This window comes from Chryseobacterium sp. SG20098, assembly GCF_031844745.1.
Lineage (GTDB): Bacteria > Bacteroidota > Bacteroidia > Flavobacteriales > Weeksellaceae > Chryseobacterium > Chryseobacterium cucumeris.
Map to the genome: position 1 here is coordinate 4,481,887 of NZ_CP134622.1, position 19,719 is coordinate 4,501,605.

8 protein-coding genes, 2 tRNA genes and 3 rRNA genes are annotated in these 19,719 nt (G+C 39.9%); 12 read left to right on the top strand and 1 reads right to left on the bottom strand.

All coding sequences use genetic code 11. The features are described from left to right. Positions 1–21 precede the first annotated feature (21 nt). Together RHP76_RS20665 and RHP76_RS20670 are read left to right on the top strand one after the other, a co-directional pair. Positions 22–1,020, top strand: coding sequence for a polysaccharide deacetylase family protein (locus RHP76_RS20665; protein WP_311228931.1), 999 nt, complete (start codon positions 22–24; stop codon positions 1,018–1,020). Beyond that, positions 1,017–2,093, top strand: coding sequence for a GNAT family N-acetyltransferase (locus tag RHP76_RS20670; RefSeq protein ID WP_311228932.1), 1,077 nt, complete (start codon positions 1,017–1,019; stop codon positions 2,091–2,093). The genes RHP76_RS20665 and RHP76_RS20670 overlap by 4 nt, the downstream gene beginning before the upstream one ends. Positions 2,094–2,208: 115 nt before the next feature. On the opposite strand, the gene RHP76_RS20675 is transcribed toward RHP76_RS20670, so the two are convergent. Next, complete coding sequence (locus tag RHP76_RS20675) at positions 2,209–5,076, bottom strand: M16 family metallopeptidase (RefSeq protein ID WP_311228933.1); 2,868 nt, start codon at positions 5,074–5,076, stop codon at positions 2,209–2,211. A gap of 1,345 nt (positions 5,077–6,421) precedes the next feature. On the opposite strand from RHP76_RS20675, the gene RHP76_RS20680 reads away from it, so the two are divergent. The 10 genes from RHP76_RS20680 to RHP76_RS20725 all read left to right on the top strand — a co-directional run bounded on the left by RHP76_RS20680 (position 6,422) and on the right by RHP76_RS20725 (position 19,688). Next, positions 6,422–7,938, top strand: a 16S ribosomal RNA gene (locus RHP76_RS20680). Between the two features lie 220 nt (positions 7,939–8,158). Next, positions 8,159–8,232 (top strand) — tRNA-Ile (locus tag RHP76_RS20685). Positions 8,233–8,318: 86 nt separating this feature from the next. Then, a tRNA-Ala gene (locus RHP76_RS20690) sits at positions 8,319–8,392 on the top strand. 153 nt (positions 8,393–8,545) lie between these two features. Continuing rightward, positions 8,546–11,300 (top strand): 23S ribosomal RNA (locus RHP76_RS20695). Positions 11,301–11,460: 160 nt separating this feature from the next. Further along, a 5S ribosomal RNA gene (gene rrf, locus RHP76_RS20700) occupies positions 11,461–11,568 on the top strand. The 16S, 23S and 5S rRNA genes sit together here with 2 tRNA genes alongside, the layout of an rRNA operon. A 624-nt stretch (positions 11,569–12,192) precedes the next feature. Next, a complete protein-coding gene (locus RHP76_RS20705) occupies positions 12,193–13,515 on the top strand; it encodes a sigma-54-dependent transcriptional regulator (protein WP_311228934.1) in 1,323 nt (440 codons plus the stop codon). Between the two features lie 437 nt (positions 13,516–13,952). Then, positions 13,953–15,647: a potassium-transporting ATPase subunit KdpA gene (gene kdpA, locus RHP76_RS20710; RefSeq protein WP_120232937.1), complete on the top strand. Its 1,695-nt coding sequence runs from the start codon at positions 13,953–13,955 to the stop codon at positions 15,645–15,647. 176 nt (positions 15,648–15,823) lie between these two features. After that, a complete protein-coding gene (kdpB, locus tag RHP76_RS20715) occupies positions 15,824–17,863 on the top strand; it encodes a potassium-transporting ATPase subunit KdpB (RefSeq protein WP_120232938.1) in 2,040 nt (679 codons plus the stop codon). 10 nt (positions 17,864–17,873) lie between these two features. Beyond that, positions 17,874–18,431: a potassium-transporting ATPase subunit KdpC gene (gene kdpC, locus RHP76_RS20720; RefSeq protein WP_120232939.1), complete on the top strand. Its 558-nt coding sequence runs from the start codon at positions 17,874–17,876 to the stop codon at positions 18,429–18,431. Positions 18,432–18,602: 171 nt separating this feature from the next. Next, the gene (locus tag RHP76_RS20725) at positions 18,603–19,688 is read left to right on the top strand and encodes a porin (RefSeq protein WP_311228935.1); all 1,086 of its coding nucleotides are present in this window, start codon (positions 18,603–18,605) and stop codon (positions 19,686–19,688) included. The last annotated feature ends 31 nt before the right edge of the window (positions 19,689–19,719 follow it).

Consider the following 19,719-nt stretch of genomic DNA (forward strand, 5'->3'; position numbering starts at 1 on the left):
ATTCTTTTTATTTACAATAGGATGAAAGACAGCATCATCAATGTTTTGGCAGCTTTTGAAACTGGGAATATCGGAAAATCATTTCCGCTGGACTATTGTCTGCCACTTTATCACAGTGTTTCAGACAAAGAACTTCCTCATTTAAAACATGTGATCCGTTATAAGACGACTCAACAGTTTGAGAATGATCTGGATTATATCGCAAAGCATTTTCAGTTTGTAAACTGGCAGGAGTTCAAAGATTATATGGCCGGAAGTTTTAAACCTTCGAAAAAAATTGCCCTTTTAACTTTTGATGATGGTTTCAGAGAGTTTTACGATATTGTAGTTCCCATTCTGGAACGAAAAGGAATATATGCCTGTAATTTTATCAATCCGGCTTTCATAGATAATAAAGAGATGATGTTCAGGTGCAAGGCAAGTCTTCTTGGCGATGCTGCTGAAAAAATGAAAACAATAGATCCTGAAATTTATTTTATTCTATCGCTAAAAAAAACAGATAGACGCGCTCTACAAAAGAAAATTTTATCCATAAATTATCAGAAAAGAAATATTCTGGATCAGCTTGCTGAAAAACTTGAAATAGATTTTAAGGCTTATTCAAAGGAATTTAAACCTTATTTAACAACAGAAGAATTAAAAGAACTTACCAACAAAGGTTTTGGAATTTCTTCGCACAGCTGGGATCATCCCAAATATGGCGATTTGTCTTTGAAAGAACAGATGACAACAACCGACAGAACCTTTGCTTATTTAAAAGAAAATGGTTTTTTGTACGAAAGTTTTGCATTCCCGTTTACCGATTTTGAAGTAAAGAAAGATTTTTTTGATGAACTTTATAAAAATGAAGAGATCTACTGCAGCTTTGGGTGTGCCGGTATAAAACTGGACAGTGTGAAGAGAAATTTTCAAAGAATTCCAATGGAAATGGGAGAGAGCGGAGCACAGATATTGAAAAAAGAAATAGCTTACTTCAGATTGAAAAGCCTGATGAATAAAAATACGATTGTGAGAAAATGATAGCGCTGAAAACATTCAATAGAAAAGAACTGGAAGATTTTATATCCTCAGGAAATTTTCAGCAATATGATTTTCTTCCCATTACAAGACATCGCTCGCTGTCTCATATTCAGAACCCAAAAGCATCAGATCATGATACACTTCTCATTCTTGCTTTTTATGAAGAAAAACTGATCGGTTATGTGGGATGTTTTCCGGATTGTTTTACTATAGATGGAAAAGAAATCCGCTATGCCTGGCTCAGTACCCTGTATGTTAACCCGGAATATAGAAAAAAAAGACCGGCGAAAGCATTGCTGAAAAAAGTTTTTGAAGAATACGAAGGCCGGATTGCCATTACAGAATTTACTAAAGAAGCAGAAGCCCTCTATAATATTATGGGTGTTTTTGATTATGTTTTTCCCAAAGAAGGGAAACGCTACTACTTCAGAACCGATGCCGCTAAAATGATTCCTGAAAAGAAACCTGGCACACAACCGTTGAAACCTCTTTTTCAAATTCTGGATGCTGTCGCCAATGGAGTGATCTCAATAAAGAATCTTACAGCATCAAAACCGGATTTTAAATATGAAGTTCTGGATCACATCGACAAAGAAAGTGCAGGTTTTATGAACAGGTTTCCCGGGATGCGTAATGCAGATGAAATCAATACTTTTATCAATTATCCCTGGGTTTTAGAAGGCAAAAAAGATGAAAAATACCTGTTTTCAAGTTTTGCTGACAGCTTTAAATATTTCTGGATCAAAATTTTAAATAAAAATAACAAGATTACATCCTGTTTTCTGCTGCAGCTCCGTGATGGCTATCTTAAAATACCTTACCTTTTTACGGACGGTAATTTCGATGAGGTTATCCGGGTTTTACATTATTTCATCGTGAGTCATAAAGTAAAAGGCTTTACTTCTTATCAAACCGCATTAAACAGGGAAATACAACAGTCAAAAGTATTTTCCCCTATCTATGAACGTGATTTTAAAAGAGAGTACCTGTTTCATAAAAATCTTTTGGAATTACTTCCCGATCATTTTAATCCAAAATATCAGGATGGTGACGGAGATTGTATGATGACGTAATAGATTATAAATGATGAATGATGAAGGATGAGCTACACGTGATCAATTATCAATTATCAATTATCATTTATAAAAAAAACAAACCGCCTGATAATTCTATCTGGCGGTTTGTTTTTTAATGTCCGAAAATATCTTTCAGACTTACTTCTTTAAATATTCCCATTTTGTTGACAGCTTTCATATCAAGATTCTCTTTTTTGCCGATAATAGCGGTGTTAAAATGTATTGATTTGACTTCTGTCTGATAAAAATGATTGATATCCTCAAATGCCAAGTGCTGGATCTGTTCATAAATATCTTTTCTGAAATCATGATAGATATTTAATTTCTGCAATCTTAAGGTATTGAAAAATATATTGTTTCGGGTAACCCTTGTAGAAGCAATCTGTTTCAGAGCTGCATTTCTGGCATTCTCAAACTGAATAGGGACTTCTGGCAGCTCGTTCATCAGTTCATTCAGGGTATCTACAGCGATCATCAGCTTGTCAGGCTGGGTTCCGATATAAGTCGTTACATAATCAGGATGGTTCAGCTCAGAGTTCGCTGCATAAGAAACATAAGCAGAGTAAGCAAGACTTTTACTTTCCCGCATTTCCTGGAAAACAATGGAAGATAACCCTCTTCCAAAATATTCATTAAACACATTGATCTTTCCGAAATGAAGCGGGTTCACCTCGCTTCCTTTACCAATCTTGCTCATTTCCATCTGAACCATATCATAGTTGATGAAATACACGTTTCCTCCGGTTGCCGGTTCCGGATACAGTTTAGCAGCTGGTATCTGAAGGCTTTCAGGTTCTATGTATTCACCAATGTATTCTTTAAAGGTTTCAAAATTTTTACCATAGAAAAATACCTGATAAGGATATTGGAAAAGCTTTTTCATTCTGTCTGTAAAAACTTCAGCACTGCTGTTTTCAAGTTCTTCCTTAGAAATAACATCCGTAAAACGTGAGTTGCTGCCCAGCTTTGTATAATTGTTCAGGGCTGTTATAATCCGGTTTTTATCTTTCTTCATGGCCTGACGGTTTTCCAGTACTGTTCCCACAAACTGATTATAGATTTCCTGATCAGGCTGCACATTGCGCATCCAATGCTGCAGAAGGGTAATTCCTTTTTCTATATTTTCTTCCAGTCCGCTCAGCGAGATGGTCAGCTGATTGTTCGTTGTTTTAAAATCATTGCTGATTCCGATTTTGAAAAATTCCTTTTTTAAATCCTCCGGTGAAAAAGTATCTGTTCCCAAATACTGCAGAAGCTGAGTTGAAATCCCTAAATCTCTGTCATGATCACTTCCTAAAGGAAAAATAAAGTGCAGCTGAGCAATATCGTTGTATTTATTCTTTACGAAACTTAATTTCTTTCCGTTACGCTGATCCGTAATGATTTCTTTTTGATAATCAATAAATTCAGGTTTAATATCCTCCGTTTTATCCGCCAGAATCTCTTTCAAAAATTCAGACTGACTATCACGGTTGATCTTAACAGGAGTGATACCTGGATTCTCAACTCTGATCAGTTTGTCGTTTACCCCTTTTTCTTTATTAACAACCACATAGTTTTCTTTGAAAAACTCATTGGCAAAATTCACTACGTCATCTTTGGTGAAAGAGGCATACTCATCCATTTCATTCAGTTCCTCTTCCCAGCTTCTTCCTTTTATATAAGAATCGTAAAGATTGGTGGCGAGACCTTCGGCAGTTTCAAGACCTTTCATTCTCTGAAGTTTGAAATCATTGATGATGGCTGGCAGCATCCAGTCCGGAAAATCTCCTTTCTTGATCAGCTCAATTTCATCCAATACCATATTCTTTGCTTCCTCCAGGGTCTGTGTTTCCTTAGGAACCGCAACAATGGAGAAATATCCATACTGTCTTAGTCCTACAGAAAAGGCTTGAGCCCAAAGCATCTTCTGAGTCTGGTTAATGTGTAAATCCAATAATCCGGCTTCTCCTCTGTTGCTGAGAATATTGGCAACTATATCAGCCAGCATTGCTTCTCTTGTTCCATAGCTATCTGTTCTCCATGCAAGCTGAGTACGTGGAGTAGTAGGGCTTTTTACTGTTCTGGCTACAACTTCTGTAATAGGCTGTTCAGTAATGGGTGTTTTTGCAGGAAGTTCCTTATAAGGTAAAGTCCCGAAATATTGATCAATTAACTGGATTGTTTCATCGAAATCAAGATCCCCAACCAATACCATAGCATAATTATTGGGAACATAATATTCATCAAAATACTTGTGAATAGCCTTCATCGATGGATTTTTCAGGTGTTCCGGTTTTCCCAGGGTCGTTTGCTGCCCGTTGGGATGAGTGGGAAAAAGAGCATCCATCAGTTCGTAGTTCACAAGTCTTGTGTCATTGTCCTGCGCCCTGTTGAACTCCTCGTATACCGATTCCAGCTCAGTATGGAAAAGACGAAGTACAATTTCAGAGAACCTTTCCTTCTCTATTTTCAGCCATTTTTCAAGTTCGTTATTCGGAATATTGTTTTTGTAAACCGTTTCATCAAACCAGGTATGCGCATTGGTACCACTGGCTCCCAGAGAAGAAATCGCTTTATCATATTCATTGGCAATGGCATATTGGCTGGCTTCCTGGGAAACTTCATCAATCTTTTTGTAGATTTTCCTTTTCTTTTCAGGATTCTGTTCTGCTTTATGTTCTTCATATAAAGCCGAGATCTGATCAAGAAGTTCTTTTTCCTTTTCCCAGTTCTGGGTTCCGATTTTTGAAGTTCCTTTAAACATCATATGCTCAAGATAATGTGCCAGCCCTGTATTATCAGCCGGATCATTATTACTTCCTGTTCTTACCGGAATGAAGGTTTGTATTCTTGGGGCATCAAAATTCTGAGCAAGAAAAACCTTTAATCCATTTTTCAAAGTATAGATTCTGACGTTATTTTCGTCATGGGTTACCGTAATATAGTCGTATTGGTTGTTATCTGTATGTACCGTTTCCTTATATTTTCTGTCTGTCATATATAAAACTCATTTCATCCCTTAGAAACCGGAATGCACTACAAATGTAAGGAATCAAAAAAAATGTTAGCCTCTTTTTATCATTATTACATCTATTATTACGGTTGAGAAGGTGAATCATTCTACAGAAACTGTTTGTCAATCCCGTATACCATTATATACAATCACTATAATTTCATATTCCCAACCCTCCAACTCTCGAACTTTATAAGGAGCTATTTCCTGCTATCCATTCCTACTCCTCGCACCAGCGCTCTCCCACGCTCCAACCCTCCCACCCTCCGACGCAAGCTGCGGGGTAACCATTTCTATCAGGGCTAGGGTAGGAGTCGTTAATGATAAGTGGTTAATGATGAATGATGAATGATGAATGATGAATGATGAATGATGAGGTTCTGGTTATTGAGTTTCGAGGTTCGGGTTTCCAGGTAGAAAAGGAATATTGGTTTGAATTTTCATATTGCAGAATTCTATGTAAACATATTATTGAGTGTAAATCCCTATTTCCATTGTATCATTCTGCAGGAATCCAAATTCTTTACAAGAGCGCTTGTAAGTTGGCAGGATAATATCTGAGGTCTTTTAGCAGTTAGTATTAGCCATGTCATGCTGAGCTGAGTCGAAGCATTGTAATTAATTACGCGTGTAGGAGTTAAATCTTATTGCTCTATATAATATATAAATATACTCTTCAGTCTTCGTCGAAGAAAGTAAGCTCTCTTGTATAGTCTGGTCTCTATATTATATAATATATACCCTATTTGACCATAGTCACCCCAAACCCTCCAACCTACTTACTCTCCAACCACACCTCCAAACAAATGTTTAAAATTTTTCACCCTGCTACCCAGTCCTTTAGCGGCAAATATTACAAAACAGTAAAATTTATGTTAAATAAACTTGTTTTGCGTTGTATGAAGTTACTATCTTTGCCCCACTGAAAAACGAAAGATATTCAGTAGCGCAGAAGAGCCTTTAGATGGGCAGAAACGATATTACTTCCAAAAAGAGACGGACGAAAAAAACTTTAAAACTTTTTGAAAAAAAAGTTGCCAGTTTAAAAAGAGTTTGTATCTTTGCAGTCCCAATTAGAGGGAGCGCAGGAGTAGAGAGATTGAGGTTTTGAGAAGGGTTAAAGTTACTTAAAAAACTTTAAAATTTTCTTCAAAAACATTTGGTCATTAAAAAATAAAGTTTTACTTTTGCACTCGCAAATACGGAGCGACACTGACAGAGAGATTGCTTCGTTGAAAAGCGAAAGATATAAAGATCATTGACATACAATATAACAACCAAGTAAGGAAAAACTAAAGCGTTAAAAACTTTGAGTGAGTCAGACAAACATACAATGGAGAGTTTGATCCTGGCTCAGGATGAACGCTAGCGGGAGGCCTAACACATGCAAGCCGAGCGGTAGAGATCCTTCGGGATCTTGAGAGCGGCGTACGGGTGCGGAACACGTGTGCAACCTGCCTTTATCTGGGGGATAGCCTTTCGAAAGGAAGATTAATACCCCATAATATACTGGATGGCATCATTCGGTATTGAAAACTCCGGTGGATAGAGATGGGCACGCGCAAGATTAGATAGTTGGTGAGGTAACGGCTCACCAAGTCTACGATCTTTAGGGGGCCTGAGAGGGTGATCCCCCACACTGGTACTGAGACACGGACCAGACTCCTACGGGAGGCAGCAGTGAGGAATATTGGACAATGGGTGAGAGCCTGATCCAGCCATCCCGCGTGAAGGACGACGGCCCTATGGGTTGTAAACTTCTTTTGTATAGGGATAAACCTACCCTCGTGAGGGTAGCTGAAGGTACTATACGAATAAGCACCGGCTAACTCCGTGCCAGCAGCCGCGGTAATACGGAGGGTGCAAGCGTTATCCGGATTTATTGGGTTTAAAGGGTCCGTAGGCGGATCTGTAAGTCAGTGGTGAAATCTCACAGCTTAACTGTGAAACTGCCATTGATACTGCAGGTCTTGAGTGTTGTTGAAGTAGCTGGAATAAGTAGTGTAGCGGTGAAATGCATAGATATTACTTAGAACACCAATTGCGAAGGCAGGTTACTAAGCAACAACTGACGCTGATGGACGAAAGCGTGGGGAGCGAACAGGATTAGATACCCTGGTAGTCCACGCCGTAAACGATGCTAACTCGTTTTTGGAATGTAAGTTTCAGAGACTAAGCGAAAGTGATAAGTTAGCCACCTGGGGAGTACGAACGCAAGTTTGAAACTCAAAGGAATTGACGGGGGCCCGCACAAGCGGTGGATTATGTGGTTTAATTCGATGATACGCGAGGAACCTTACCAAGGCTTAAATGGGAAATGACAGGTTTAGAAATAGACTTTTCTTCGGACATTTTTCAAGGTGCTGCATGGTTGTCGTCAGCTCGTGCCGTGAGGTGTTAGGTTAAGTCCTGCAACGAGCGCAACCCCTGTCACTAGTTGCCATCATTAAGTTGGGGACTCTAGTGAGACTGCCTACGCAAGTAGAGAGGAAGGTGGGGATGACGTCAAATCATCACGGCCCTTACGCCTTGGGCCACACACGTAATACAATGGCCGGTACAGAGGGCAGCTACACTGCGAAGTGATGCAAATCTCGAAAGCCGGTCTCAGTTCGGATTGGAGTCTGCAACTCGACTCTATGAAGCTGGAATCGCTAGTAATCGCGCATCAGCCATGGCGCGGTGAATACGTTCCCGGGCCTTGTACACACCGCCCGTCAAGCCATGGAAGTCTGGGGTACCTGAAGTCGGTGACCGTAACAGGAGCTGCCTAGGGTAAAACAGGTAACTAGGGCTAAGTCGTAACAAGGTAGCCGTACCGGAAGGTGCGGCTGGAACATCTCATTTTAGAGCGTCTTAGGACGTTAAACAAAATCAGTATCGTAAGATACAAAATACTTACTTAAAGCATAGCTTTAGTTTTTTGTTTGGTTGATATATAAAAATACAAAACCCACTAGAAATTAGTAAAGGGATTGAGAGAGGCAAAGAAGATAAAAGCAGAGAGAGAAAGACGAAGAAATTAGTCTATTATCTATCAGTCTATCATCTTTTACGTCTAAAAGACAGTCTCGTAGCTCAGCTGGTTAGAGCGCTACACTGATAATGTAGAGGTCGGCAGTTCGAGCCTGCCCGAGACTACTAATTGAAAGACAGGAAGAGATCAGCTATTAGACATCAGACATTTAGGTTTGAGATCTGGAATCTGATATCTAAAGTCTACTAGAGGGGAATTAGCTCAGCTGGCTAGAGCGCCTGCCTTGCACGCAGGAGGTCAAGGGTTCGACTCCCTTATTCTCCACAGTTTTGGAAGACTGATTTAAAAGTTACGAATGGAGCCAAAAACAACATTTGTTCATCAGTTTGAAAGAAAGAAATTAAGATCATTGACATTAACGGTAAAGACATCACAAAGAGAAAACCGAGCGCATAAAGCGCTTGAGTAACCAATAGGAAAGAAATCGTTAAGGGCGTATGGCGGATGCCTAGGCTTTCAGAGGCGACGAAGGACGTGGTAAGCTGCGAAAAGCTGCGGGGATTGGCACACACGAATTGATCCGCAGATATCCGAATGGGGCAACCCGGCATATTGAAGATATGTCACCTCGCAAGAGGAGCAAACCCGGAGAACTGAAACATCTAAGTACCCGGAGGAAAAGAAATCGAAGAGATTCCGTAAGTAGTGGCGAGCGAAAGCGGATTAGCCCAAAAGTCTTTTTATGTTTAGAGGAATGTTCTGGAAAGAACAATCATAGAAGGTGATAATCCTGTACTCGAAAGGCATATAGAGATGATAAATGAGTAGGGCGGGACACGTGAAATCCTGTCTGAATATGGGGGGACCATCCTCCAAGGCTAAATACTCCTGAAAGACCGATAGTGAACAAGTACTGTGAAGGAAAGGTGAAAAGCACTTCGAATAGAAGGGTGAAATAGAACCTGAAACCGTACGCCTACAAGCGGTCGGAGCAGCGTAATGCTGTGACGGCGTGCCTTTTGCATAATGAGCCTACGAGTTAATTTTACTAGCGAGGTTAAGGTATTAAGTACCGGAGCCGGAGCGAAAGCGAGTCTGAATAGGGCGCATAGTTAGTAGGATTAGACGCGAAACCTTGTGATCTACCCATGGGCAGGTTGAAGCTCTGGTAACACAGAGTGGAGGACCGAACCGGTTGACGTTGAAAAGTCTTCGGATGACCTGTGGGTAGGGGTGAAAGGCCAATCAAACTGGGAGATAGCTCGTACTCTCCGAAATGCATTTAGGTGCAGCGTCGTATATAAGTTTATTAGAGGTAGAGCTACTGATTGGATGCGGGGGTTTCATCGCCTACCAATTCCTGACAAACTCCGAATGCTAATAAATGTTCTACGGCAGTGAGGGCATGGGTGCTAAGGTCCATGTCCGAGAGGGAAAGAACCCAGACCAACAGCTAAGGTCCCCAAATATATGTTAAGTTGAAGCAACGCGGTTGGACTGCATTGACAGCTAGGATGTTGGCTTGGAAGCAGCCATTCATTTAAAGAGTGCGTAACAGCTCACTAGTCGAGCGGTCCGGCATGGATAATAATCGGGCATAAACATATTACCGAAGCTATGGATTTATATTTTAGATATATCTGGTAGGAGAGCATTCTATTTGCGCCGAAGCAGTACTGTGAGGTATTGTGGAGCGGATAGAAAAGAAAATGTAGGCATAAGTAACGATAAAGCAGGCGAGAAACCTGCTCACCGAAAGACCAAGGCTTCCTCAGCCATGCTAATCAGCTGAGGGTTAGTCGGGACCTAACGCGAACCCGAAAGGGGTAGTGGATGGACAATGGGTTAATATTCCCATACTTGCTCACAATAAAAGGGGACGGTTGGATGTAGCTGCTGGAGACTGACGGAATAGTCAAGGCCTAGCCTTCGGGCGAAGCTGCTGTAGTGTAATCTGATCCAAGAAAAGCCGAAGTGAAGCAACCCGTACCAAAACCGACACAGGTGGTCGAGGAGAGAATCCTAAGGTGCTCGAGTGAGTCGTGGCTAAGGAACTAGGCAAAATAGTCTCGTAACTTCGGAAGAAGAGACGCCAACAGCAATGTTGGCCGCAGTGAAGAGGCCCAGGCGACTGTTTATCAAAAACACAGGACTCTGCTAAATCGAAAGATGCTGTATAGGGTCTGACACCTGCCCGGTGCTGGAAGGTTAAGGAAGGTGCTTAGCGTAAGCGAAGGCATTAACTGAAGCCCCAGTAAACGGCGGCCGTAACTATAACGGTCCTAAGGTAGCGAAATTCCTTGTCGGGTAAGTTCCGACCTGCACGAATGGTGTAACGATCTGGGCACTGTCTCAGCCACGAGCTCGGTGAAATTGTAGTATCGGTGAAGATGCCGATTACCCGCAATGGGACGAAAAGACCCTGTGAACCTTTACTATAACTTCGTATTGACTTTGAGTAAGTAATGTGTAGGATAGGTGGGAGGCTTTGAAGCAGGCACGCTAGTGTTTGTGGAGCCGACGTTGAAATACCACCCTTTACTTACTTGGAGCCTAACTTCTTTCAGAAGGACATTGCGTGGTGGGTAGTTTGACTGGGGTGGTCGCCTCCAAAAGAGTAACGGAGGCTTTCAAAGGTACCCTCAGCACGCTTGGTAACCGTGCGTAGAGTGTAATGGCATAAGGGTGCTTGACTGTGAGACCTACAAGTCGATCAGGTGCGAAAGCAGGACATAGTGATCCGGTGGTTCCGTATGGAAGGGCCATCGCTCATAGGATAAAAGGTACTCCGGGGATAACAGGCTAGTCTCCCCCAAGAGCTCACATCGACGGGGAGGTTCGGCACCTCGATGTCGGCTCGTCACATCCTGGGGCTGGAGAAGGTCCCAAGGGTTGGGCTGTTCGCCCATTAAAGTGGCACGCGAGCTGGGTTCAGAACGTCGTGAGACAGTTCGGTCTCTATCTATTGCGGGCGTTAGATGTTTGAGAGGGCTTGATTCTAGTACGAGAGGACCGAATTGAACAAACCTCTGGTGTATCAGTTGTACCGCCAGGTGCACCGCTGAGTAGCTACGTTTGGAAGAGATAAGCACTGAAAGCATATAAGTGCGAAACTCGCCTCAAGATGAGACATCTTTTAAGGGTCGTTGTAGATGACGACGTTGATAGGCTATAGGTGTAAAGACAGTAATGTCATAGCCAAGTAGTACTAATTACCCGTAGATTTATAGTCTATGGTTACTAATATAAACCAGGTGCTTTATGCGCAGTGAAGGTTTTGTCTTTGTGAAAGTTTTTATCGCTTAAAACAGATGTCAGATATAAGACATCAGATACCAGACCTTGAAGTCTGAAATCTGAAATCTATCCTCTGATATCTTATATACCTTCTTTAGGGTGGTTTTAGCGGTGGGGCTCACCTGTTCCCATTCCGAACACAGAAGTTAAGCCCACCAGCGCCGATGGTACTGCTAACGCGGGAGAGTAGGCCGCCGCCAGTTTTTATTTTATTTTTAAAAAACCTTTATCTTTACGATAAAGGTTTTTTTGTTATATACCCAAGTTAAGCTTATATGTAATGAGCAATGAATAATTGATAAACGATACATCAATCAACTATCACTTATCATTTATTACGTATGCTGGACAGCATACACTCTAATTGTCACTCCGTAGGAGTCTCAACAAAGTATTAGCACATAACTCAAATATTACTTTTACCTTTTTAATCCTTTAAAGACTATAATAAAGCAGGCTGGATTCCTGCGGAATGACACAGTAGGAAAGAAGCAGGCCAAATAAAAAGAAAGACGCCATTGCAACCAATAACTCCATTGGAAAAGATAACCACGGAATCCTTATCCCGAACTTCGTTACATCATTTTATAATTTATCATTGATAATTCATTCATCATCCTAGCCCCGATAGGAATGGTTACCCCGCAGCAGGCATGAAGACCTACGGCTTTACTCAGGGCGGGAGCGCAGGCTCGAGGAGTATGAATGGATAGCGGGAAACAGCTCCTGATATCTCAAATGGTGTTAAGTAAACTATTTCCTTCTATTACCCCGTTTTCCTCGAATAAATTCAATAAGTTTGTACTAGTTTTCCAAAAATAATTACAATGTCAGGAAATATTCTGATCATCGATGATGAGATCAAACTCCTTAAATTACTAGGAATGATCCTTTCCCAAGAAAATTTTAATGTAAAAGAAGCTTCTACGGCGCGTTCGGCAATGACCATGCTGGAGCAATATAAATTTGATGTTGTTCTGAGCGATGTTCGTCTGCCTGATGCTTTTGGGGTAGAGCTGGTAAAGGCTATCAAAACTAAATATCCACAGCTTGAAATTATCCTGATGACGGCATTCGGTAATATTACGGATGCTGTACAGGCTATGAAGAATGGTGCTTATGATTATCTGGTGAAAGGAGATGATAATGAGAAAATAATCCCATTGGTGTATAAGGCTCTTGATAAGGTAAAAGACAATAAATCGAGGGTTGTTCAGCAGGCTGTGACGAAAGGGTTTAATCAGATAATAGGTAAATCACCACTTATTTTGCAGGCTAAGAAACTGGCTGAAAAAGTAGCTTTAACGGATGCTGCTGTTCTTCTTACAGGGGAAACCGGAACGGGTAAGGAAGTTTTTGCGAGTGCCATTCACGAAGGAAGTGACAGGAAGAAAAACAGTTTTGTAGCGATCAATTGTTCAGCATTCAGTAAAGAAATTCTGGAAAGCGAGCTTTTTGGTCATAAACAAGGTGCTTTTACTGGAGCTTTGAAAGATAAGAAAGGATTGATTGAAGAAGCTAACGGAGGAACTCTGTTTTTGGATGAAATCGGTGAGATGCCAATAGAACTTCAGGCAAAATTGCTCAGAGTTTTAGAAACCAGGGAATTTATCAAAATGGGTGAAACCAAAGTTTCTAAATCTGACTTCAGGTTAATTGCTGCTACCAACAGAGACCTGATAGATGAAATAAAGCAGGGAAATTTCAGAGAAGACCTTTATTTCAGGCTTAATGTCTTTGAGATCACGCTTCCGCCATTAAGAGAACGAAAAGAAGACCTGAAAGCTATTGCCAAGCATTTTATAGATATTTTTTCTCATAAACTTCATCTGACAGGGGTTCAGGTAAATCCTGATTACTATAAAGTACTGGAACGAAACGACTGGAAAGGAAATATCCGTGAACTGAGAAATGCCGTGGAACGCAGCTTGATTTTGATGGATAACAATATCCTTGACGCAGAAAGTCTTCCCCATTATTCGGAAAAAGCTGTTCCTGAAAGTGATTCTTTAAGTATCAGATCACTGGAAAAAATACACATACAGAAGGTTCTACAGTATACAAAAGGTAACAAGGCAGAAGCTGCCCGTTTACTGGAAATCGGTATTGCCACATTGTACCGTAAACTTGAAGAATACGGATTAAAATAAACCTTTTATCATTTTAATAAAGAGCCTATCATTTTGATAGGCTTTTCTGTTTTTATATGGTTTTGTGTTTTGTGTTAATATGTTGTTAGTCAATTAATTGACTGTTTGTTTTTCAAAATGGACTTTCTTTTGGCATATAGTCTTCGAATAAAATATTTAAAAATGACAATTTCAAGAAAAACGTTTAAAAAACGGGAGCACTCGACTTTTAGTCTGCTGATTGTATCGTACGTATTGTTGACCCTTTTAACCCTAATGATTAAAATATGATGCTCATAAGTTTAATTCTGCTTTTTGCAGTATTGTTTTGGCTTTTGTATAAATCAGTTGAATTTTTTGATAGAATATAAATTATGTGGAGTTTATTTTTCCTCTCAATACTTGCCTTTGTGTATATCTGTTATGTTTTAATGAAACCTGAAAAATTTTAATTAGTCATGAATACAGAGATTTTAGGCATTATAGCAATGTTTGCTATCACATTAGTTATCGGAATATTTTTAGGGAAATATATAGCTAATGTCTACGGATACAAAAAGACTTTTCTGGATCCGGTTTTTGAACCCATTGAAAAGTTAATTTATAAAGTTTCGGGAATTAATCCTGCCCGCCAGATGAACTGGAAACAGAATATGTATGCCATGCTGGCGATCAATCTGGTTTGGTTCATCATAGGTTTCCTTCTTTTGCTGAATCAGGCATGGCTTCCTTTGAACCCTGATGGGAATCCAAATATGTCACCCGATCTGGCTTTTAATACTACCATTTCATTCTTAGTGAACTGTAATTTACAGCATTATTCAGGAGAAACAGGAGTAAGTTATCTGAGCCAGCTTTATCTGATGTTTTTACAGTTTGTTACGGCTGCAACGGGAATGGCGGCAATGGCTGTCCTTTTCAAGGCTTTTAAAGAAAAAACAAGTACCGAACTTGGGAACTTCTACGATTTTTTTACCAAATCAATGGTCAGAATCCTAGTTCCGGTAAGTGTAATTGTTGCTTTAGTACTTTCTATTAACGGAAGTCCGATGACTTTCGAAGGAAAAGATCACATTATAACACTGGAAGGCCAGAAAGCTGATGTTTCCAGAGGGCCTGTATCTGCATTTGTTGCGATCAAACATTTGGGAACTAACGGAGGTGGGTTTTTCGGAGCCAACTCTGCGCACCCGCTTGAAAATCCTAATTATATGACCAATATGACAGAGATGATCGCTCAGATGATCATTCCGTTTGCATTGGTATTTGCACTAGGTTTTTATCTGAATAAAAGAAAACTTTCATGGGTGATTTTTACGGTAATGACGGTCGGTTTTCTGGCACTTACCATTCCGAATATCGTGAATGAAACAGGAGGAAATCCTTTGATCACAAAAATGGGAACAGATAACAGCCTGGGAGCTATGGAAGGTAAAGAAATCCGTTTCGGAAGTGCAGCGTCCGGCTACTGGAGTATTGCAACCACAGTTATTTCAACAGGATCTGTGAACTCAATGCATGACAGTACAATGCCGCTTTCGGGAATGAATGAATTGCTTGCGATGATGATCAACTGCTTCTACGGAGGCTGTGGAGTCGGAATTCTGAACTATTTTATCTTTATCATTCTTGCTGTATTTATCAGTGGGCTGATGGTAGGACGAACCCCAGAATTTATGGGTAAAAAGATTGAAGCCAAAGAAATGAAAATCGCAATGATTGTGGCTTTATTCCATCCTTTCCTGATTCTTGCAGGAACCGCTTTAACGGCTTATCTACCAGAATTTGGAGCAAAGACATTGAATAATCCCGGCTTCCATGGTTTCAGTGAAATGCTGTATGAGTTTACTTCTTCCGCAGCGAATAACGGATCCGGATTTGAAGGGTTGGGAGACAATACACCCTGGTGGAATATCTCAACGGGAATTGTACTGTTACTCTCAAGATTTATCCCGATCATAGGACCGGTAGCCATTGCAGGTCTGTTGGCACAGAAGAAATATATCCCTGAAAGTTCAGGAACACTGAAAACAGATACGGCTACTTTCGGATTCATGACTCTGGCAGTGATTTTACTGATTGCGGCATTGTCTTTCTTCCCTGCATTAACTTTAGGCCCTATTGCAGAGCAGATTCAATATTTCTCAAAATAAATTTGAACATTAAAAATTAAAATCAATATTCAACCATTAAGGAAGCTGAAAAAGTGTAAGGAAACTAGTCTGACACTTACGAAACGTTCACTTAATATTATCCATATCTATCCTTATTATCCGGCAGACCTTGATGGTTACTATTGATTTACAATGATATAAATTCTTTCAAAAAAATGAAAAATCAGTCACAAACATTGTTTCAAAGAGATTTGGTCAACGAAGCGATAAAACAGTCCTTCGTAAAGCTGAATCCGAAAATTATGTTTAAAAATCCGGTAATGTTCCTGGTAGAAATCGGAACCATCGTCATGTTTATCGTAAGCATGTTCAGCCTTACCGGTGATAAAACCCAGGGAAGCTTTTCCTACAACTTTTTAGTATTTATAATTTTATTTTTCACCGTTTTGTTTGCCAATTTTGCAGAAGCTATTGCAGAGGCAAGGGGAAAAGCGCAGGCTGATACCCTTAGAAAAACAAGGGAAGAAACTCCGGCCAAACTGGTACTTGATAACAAGCCGGGATTTCAGGTAGAAACAAGGCTGAAGATGTCTGCTGAAATGACCTTAGGTGATATTTTCCTTTGTGAAGCCGGAGATCAGATTCCGATGGATGGTGAGATTATTGAAGGTCTTGCTACCATTGATGAGTCTGCTATTACCGGAGAAAGTGCACCTGTTATCCGTGAAGCGGGTGGAGACAAAAGTTCTGTAACAGGAGGAACGAAAGTATTGTCAGACAGAATTAAAGTAAGAGTAACCACAAAACCCGGAGAATCCTTCTTAGATAAAATGATTGCTCTTGTAGAAGGAGCGTCAAGACAGAAAACACCCAACGAAATCGCATTAACCATACTTTTAGCAGGATTCACGCTTACATTTATTATTGTTACCCTCACTTTAAAACCTTTTGCAGACTATGCGCAGACTCCGATTACCATAGCGGCATTTATATCTCTTTTCGTTTGTCTTATTCCGACAACCATCGGAGGCCTGCTTTCTGCAATCGGGATAGCGGGGATGGACAGAGCGCTGAGAGCGAATGTGATTACTAAAAGTGGAAAAGCAGTGGAAACTGCAGGAGATATTGATGTATTGCTTTTGGATAAAACCGGAACAATTACCATCGGAAACAGAAAAGCAACTCAATTTCACCCTGCGAATGGAATTCAGCTTGAAGAATTTATTAAAGCTTCTGCATTAAGTTCTGTAGCGGATGAAACACCGGAAGGGAAATCTATTATTGAACTAAGTGCTTTAAAACCTGAAGATTTATTAGTTGCTAACCCTACTTATATCGATTTTACTGCAGAAACAAGAACTTCAGGAATTGATTTTGATGAAACAAGAATCCGTAAAGGAGCTTACGATACAATAAAAAAACTGACTGAAAAAGCCGGGAATATCTTCCCGCAGGAAACCCAGGATGCGGTAACCAAAATTTCTGAAAACGGAGGAACTCCTTTAGTAGTAGCTGTTAATGAAAAAGTTTGGGGCGTGATCGAACTTCAGGATATCATCAAAACCGGAATTCAGGAACGTTTCCAGAGACTGAGAAAAATGGGAGTGAAAACGGTAATGGTAACAGGAGATAATCCTCTGACTGCAAAATTCATTGCTGAAAAAGCAGGGGTAGACGACTTTATTGCCGAAGCTAAACCTGAAGACAAAATGAATTATATCAAAAAGGAACAGCAGGAAGGTAAGCTGGTAGCGATGATGGGAGACGGAACCAATGATGCTCCGGCACTAGCCCAGGCAGATGTAGGTGTTGCGATGAACAGCGGAACGCAGGCTGCTAAAGAAGCCGGCAACATGGTAGACCTGGATAATGACCCTACAAAGCTGATCGAAATTGTAGAAATCGGTAAACAGCTATTGATGACCAGAGGAACGTTGACCACTTTCAGTATTGCAAACGACGTAGCAAAGTATTTTGCCATTATTCCGGCGCTCTTTATCACTTTTATTCCTTCTCTTCAGAAGCTGAACATTATGAATCTTCACAGTCCTGAAACAGCCATATTATCAGCGGTTATTTTCAATGCGGTGATTATTCCGTTCTTGATTCCGCTGGCGTTGAAAGGAGTTGCTTACAAGCCCATCGGTGCCAGTGCATTATTAAGAAGAAACCTTTTGATCTATGGGTTAGGCGGAGTAATCGTTCCGTTCATCGGAATCAAAATCATTGATCTGGTAATCAGTTTATTCTATTAAAATTAAAAAAATGAAAAATCATATTGTTTCAGCATTCAGATTAACTCTTGTAATGTTGCTAGTTACAGGTATTTATCTGGCAGTGGTTTATGGAGGTTCTAAAATACTTCCTAACAAAGGAAACGGAGAAATTGTTTACAATAAAGGGCAGAAGTTTTATGCCAATATCGGGCAGGAATTTAAGTCTGAAAAATATTTCCACGGTCGTCCATCCTCTGTCGATTATAACGCAGCAGGAAGTGGAGGAAGCAACAAAGGTCCAAGCAATAAAGAATATCTGGAAATTGTACAGAAAAGAATTGATACTTTAAAAATGGACAATCCTGAAATGGGTAATGCTAAAGTTCCTGTAGAATTGGTAACCGCCAGCGGAAGCGGACTGGATCCGGATATTTCTCAAGAAGGGGCTTTATACCAGGCAAAAAGAATTGCAAAAGTGAGAAGTATTTCAGAGGAAGAGATCAAAAGCTTAATTAATAATCAGACTGAAAAGCCTTTCTTAGGACTTTTCGGACCATCAAAAGTAAATGTTCTGAAGCTTAATATTGCTTTAGATCAATTAAAATAATTCAAATCATACAATGATAAAAAGAAGAATTGAAGTCATTAAGATGATTGAAGGAGCTACACAAAAAAATCTACGATTTTAAAATATTTCTCATTTATAATTCGCTGGTAAATCCTTATCTTTTCTTAATAGCTAAATTCTTCTTATCCTCTTAAATAATATAAAAATAAAGTGAAAAAATATTTAGTTATAGGAGCCGTATTGGGAATATTTTTCTCAAAAGCCCAATCATCAGATTCATTAAAAACAAGTAATAAAGTGACCTTTTCCGCTTATGCAGAACTTTTTTATACGTATGATTTTAATGAACCAGGTAATCATATTCGTCAAAACTTTTTGTATTCCTATAACAGGCATAATGAAATGAATCTTAGTCTGGGATTGGTTAAAGCCAATTACCAGAGTGAAAATATCCGTGCCAACGTTGCTTTAATGGCAGGAACTTATGCTCAGGATAATATGGCTGCCGAACAAAATGCACTACGTTATGTAAACGAAGCCAATGTTGGAATCAGATTATCAAAAAATAAAAACTTATGGATTGATGCAGGGATCATGCCTTCCCATATTGGATGGGAAAGTGCCATAGGAAAAGACAATGTTAATCTGACAAGAAGTCTGGCCGCTGAAAACTCACCTTATTTCGAAACAGGAGCCAAAATTTCTTATACCTCAGATAATGGAAAATGGTTTGTAAGCGGATTGGTATTGAACGGATGGCAACGTATTGCCAAACCTGAGGGAAACCAGAGTATTTCTTTTGGTCACCAGGTAACCTATAAACCAACTGATAAAATTACCCTGAACAGCAGTTCATTCATAGGGAATGATAAAGCAAAAGAGGACAAAAGAATGCGTTACTTCCATGATTTGTACGGAAGCTTTCAGATAACAGATCAGTTTTCGGCTGTATTGGGATTTGATATTGGCGCTGAGCAGAAATCAAAAGGAAGCGAGCAGTATAATATCTGGTACAGTCCGAATGTTCAGATGAAATATCAATTGGACAACAAATGGGCATTAGCGGGAAGACTGGAATATTATAATGATAAAAACGGCGTGATTATCAGTACAGAAACTCCCAATGGATTTCAGACCTTCGGATATTCTCTCAATGTAGACTATGCCATATTCAAAAATGTAGTTTTCCGTACAGAAGCGAGAGGTTTTACTTCAAAAGATGCCATTTTTGCTAAAAATGATGAATTTAAAAAAGGAAATTTCTTTATAACGTCAAGTTTAGCGGTCTGGTTTTAATATCGGTTTAGTCACAGAGAATAGTGCTTAA

Coding starts and splice junctions, on each gene's coding strand:
- RHP76_RS20665 (WP_311228931.1), top strand. CDS start 22: ATGAAAGACAGCATCATCAATGTTTTGGCAGCTTTTGAAACTGGGAAT.
- RHP76_RS20670 (WP_311228932.1), top strand. CDS start 1,017: ATGATAGCGCTGAAAACATTCAATAGAAAAGAACTGGAAGATTTTATA.
- RHP76_RS20675 (WP_311228933.1), bottom strand. CDS start 5,076: ATGACAGACAGAAAATATAAGGAAACGGTACATACAGATAACAACCAA.
- RHP76_RS20705 (WP_311228934.1), top strand. CDS start 12,193: ATGTCAGGAAATATTCTGATCATCGATGATGAGATCAAACTCCTTAAA.
- kdpA (WP_120232937.1), top strand. CDS start 13,953: ATGAATACAGAGATTTTAGGCATTATAGCAATGTTTGCTATCACATTA.
- kdpB (WP_120232938.1), top strand. CDS start 15,824: ATGAAAAATCAGTCACAAACATTGTTTCAAAGAGATTTGGTCAACGAA.
- kdpC (WP_120232939.1), top strand. CDS start 17,874: ATGAAAAATCATATTGTTTCAGCATTCAGATTAACTCTTGTAATGTTG.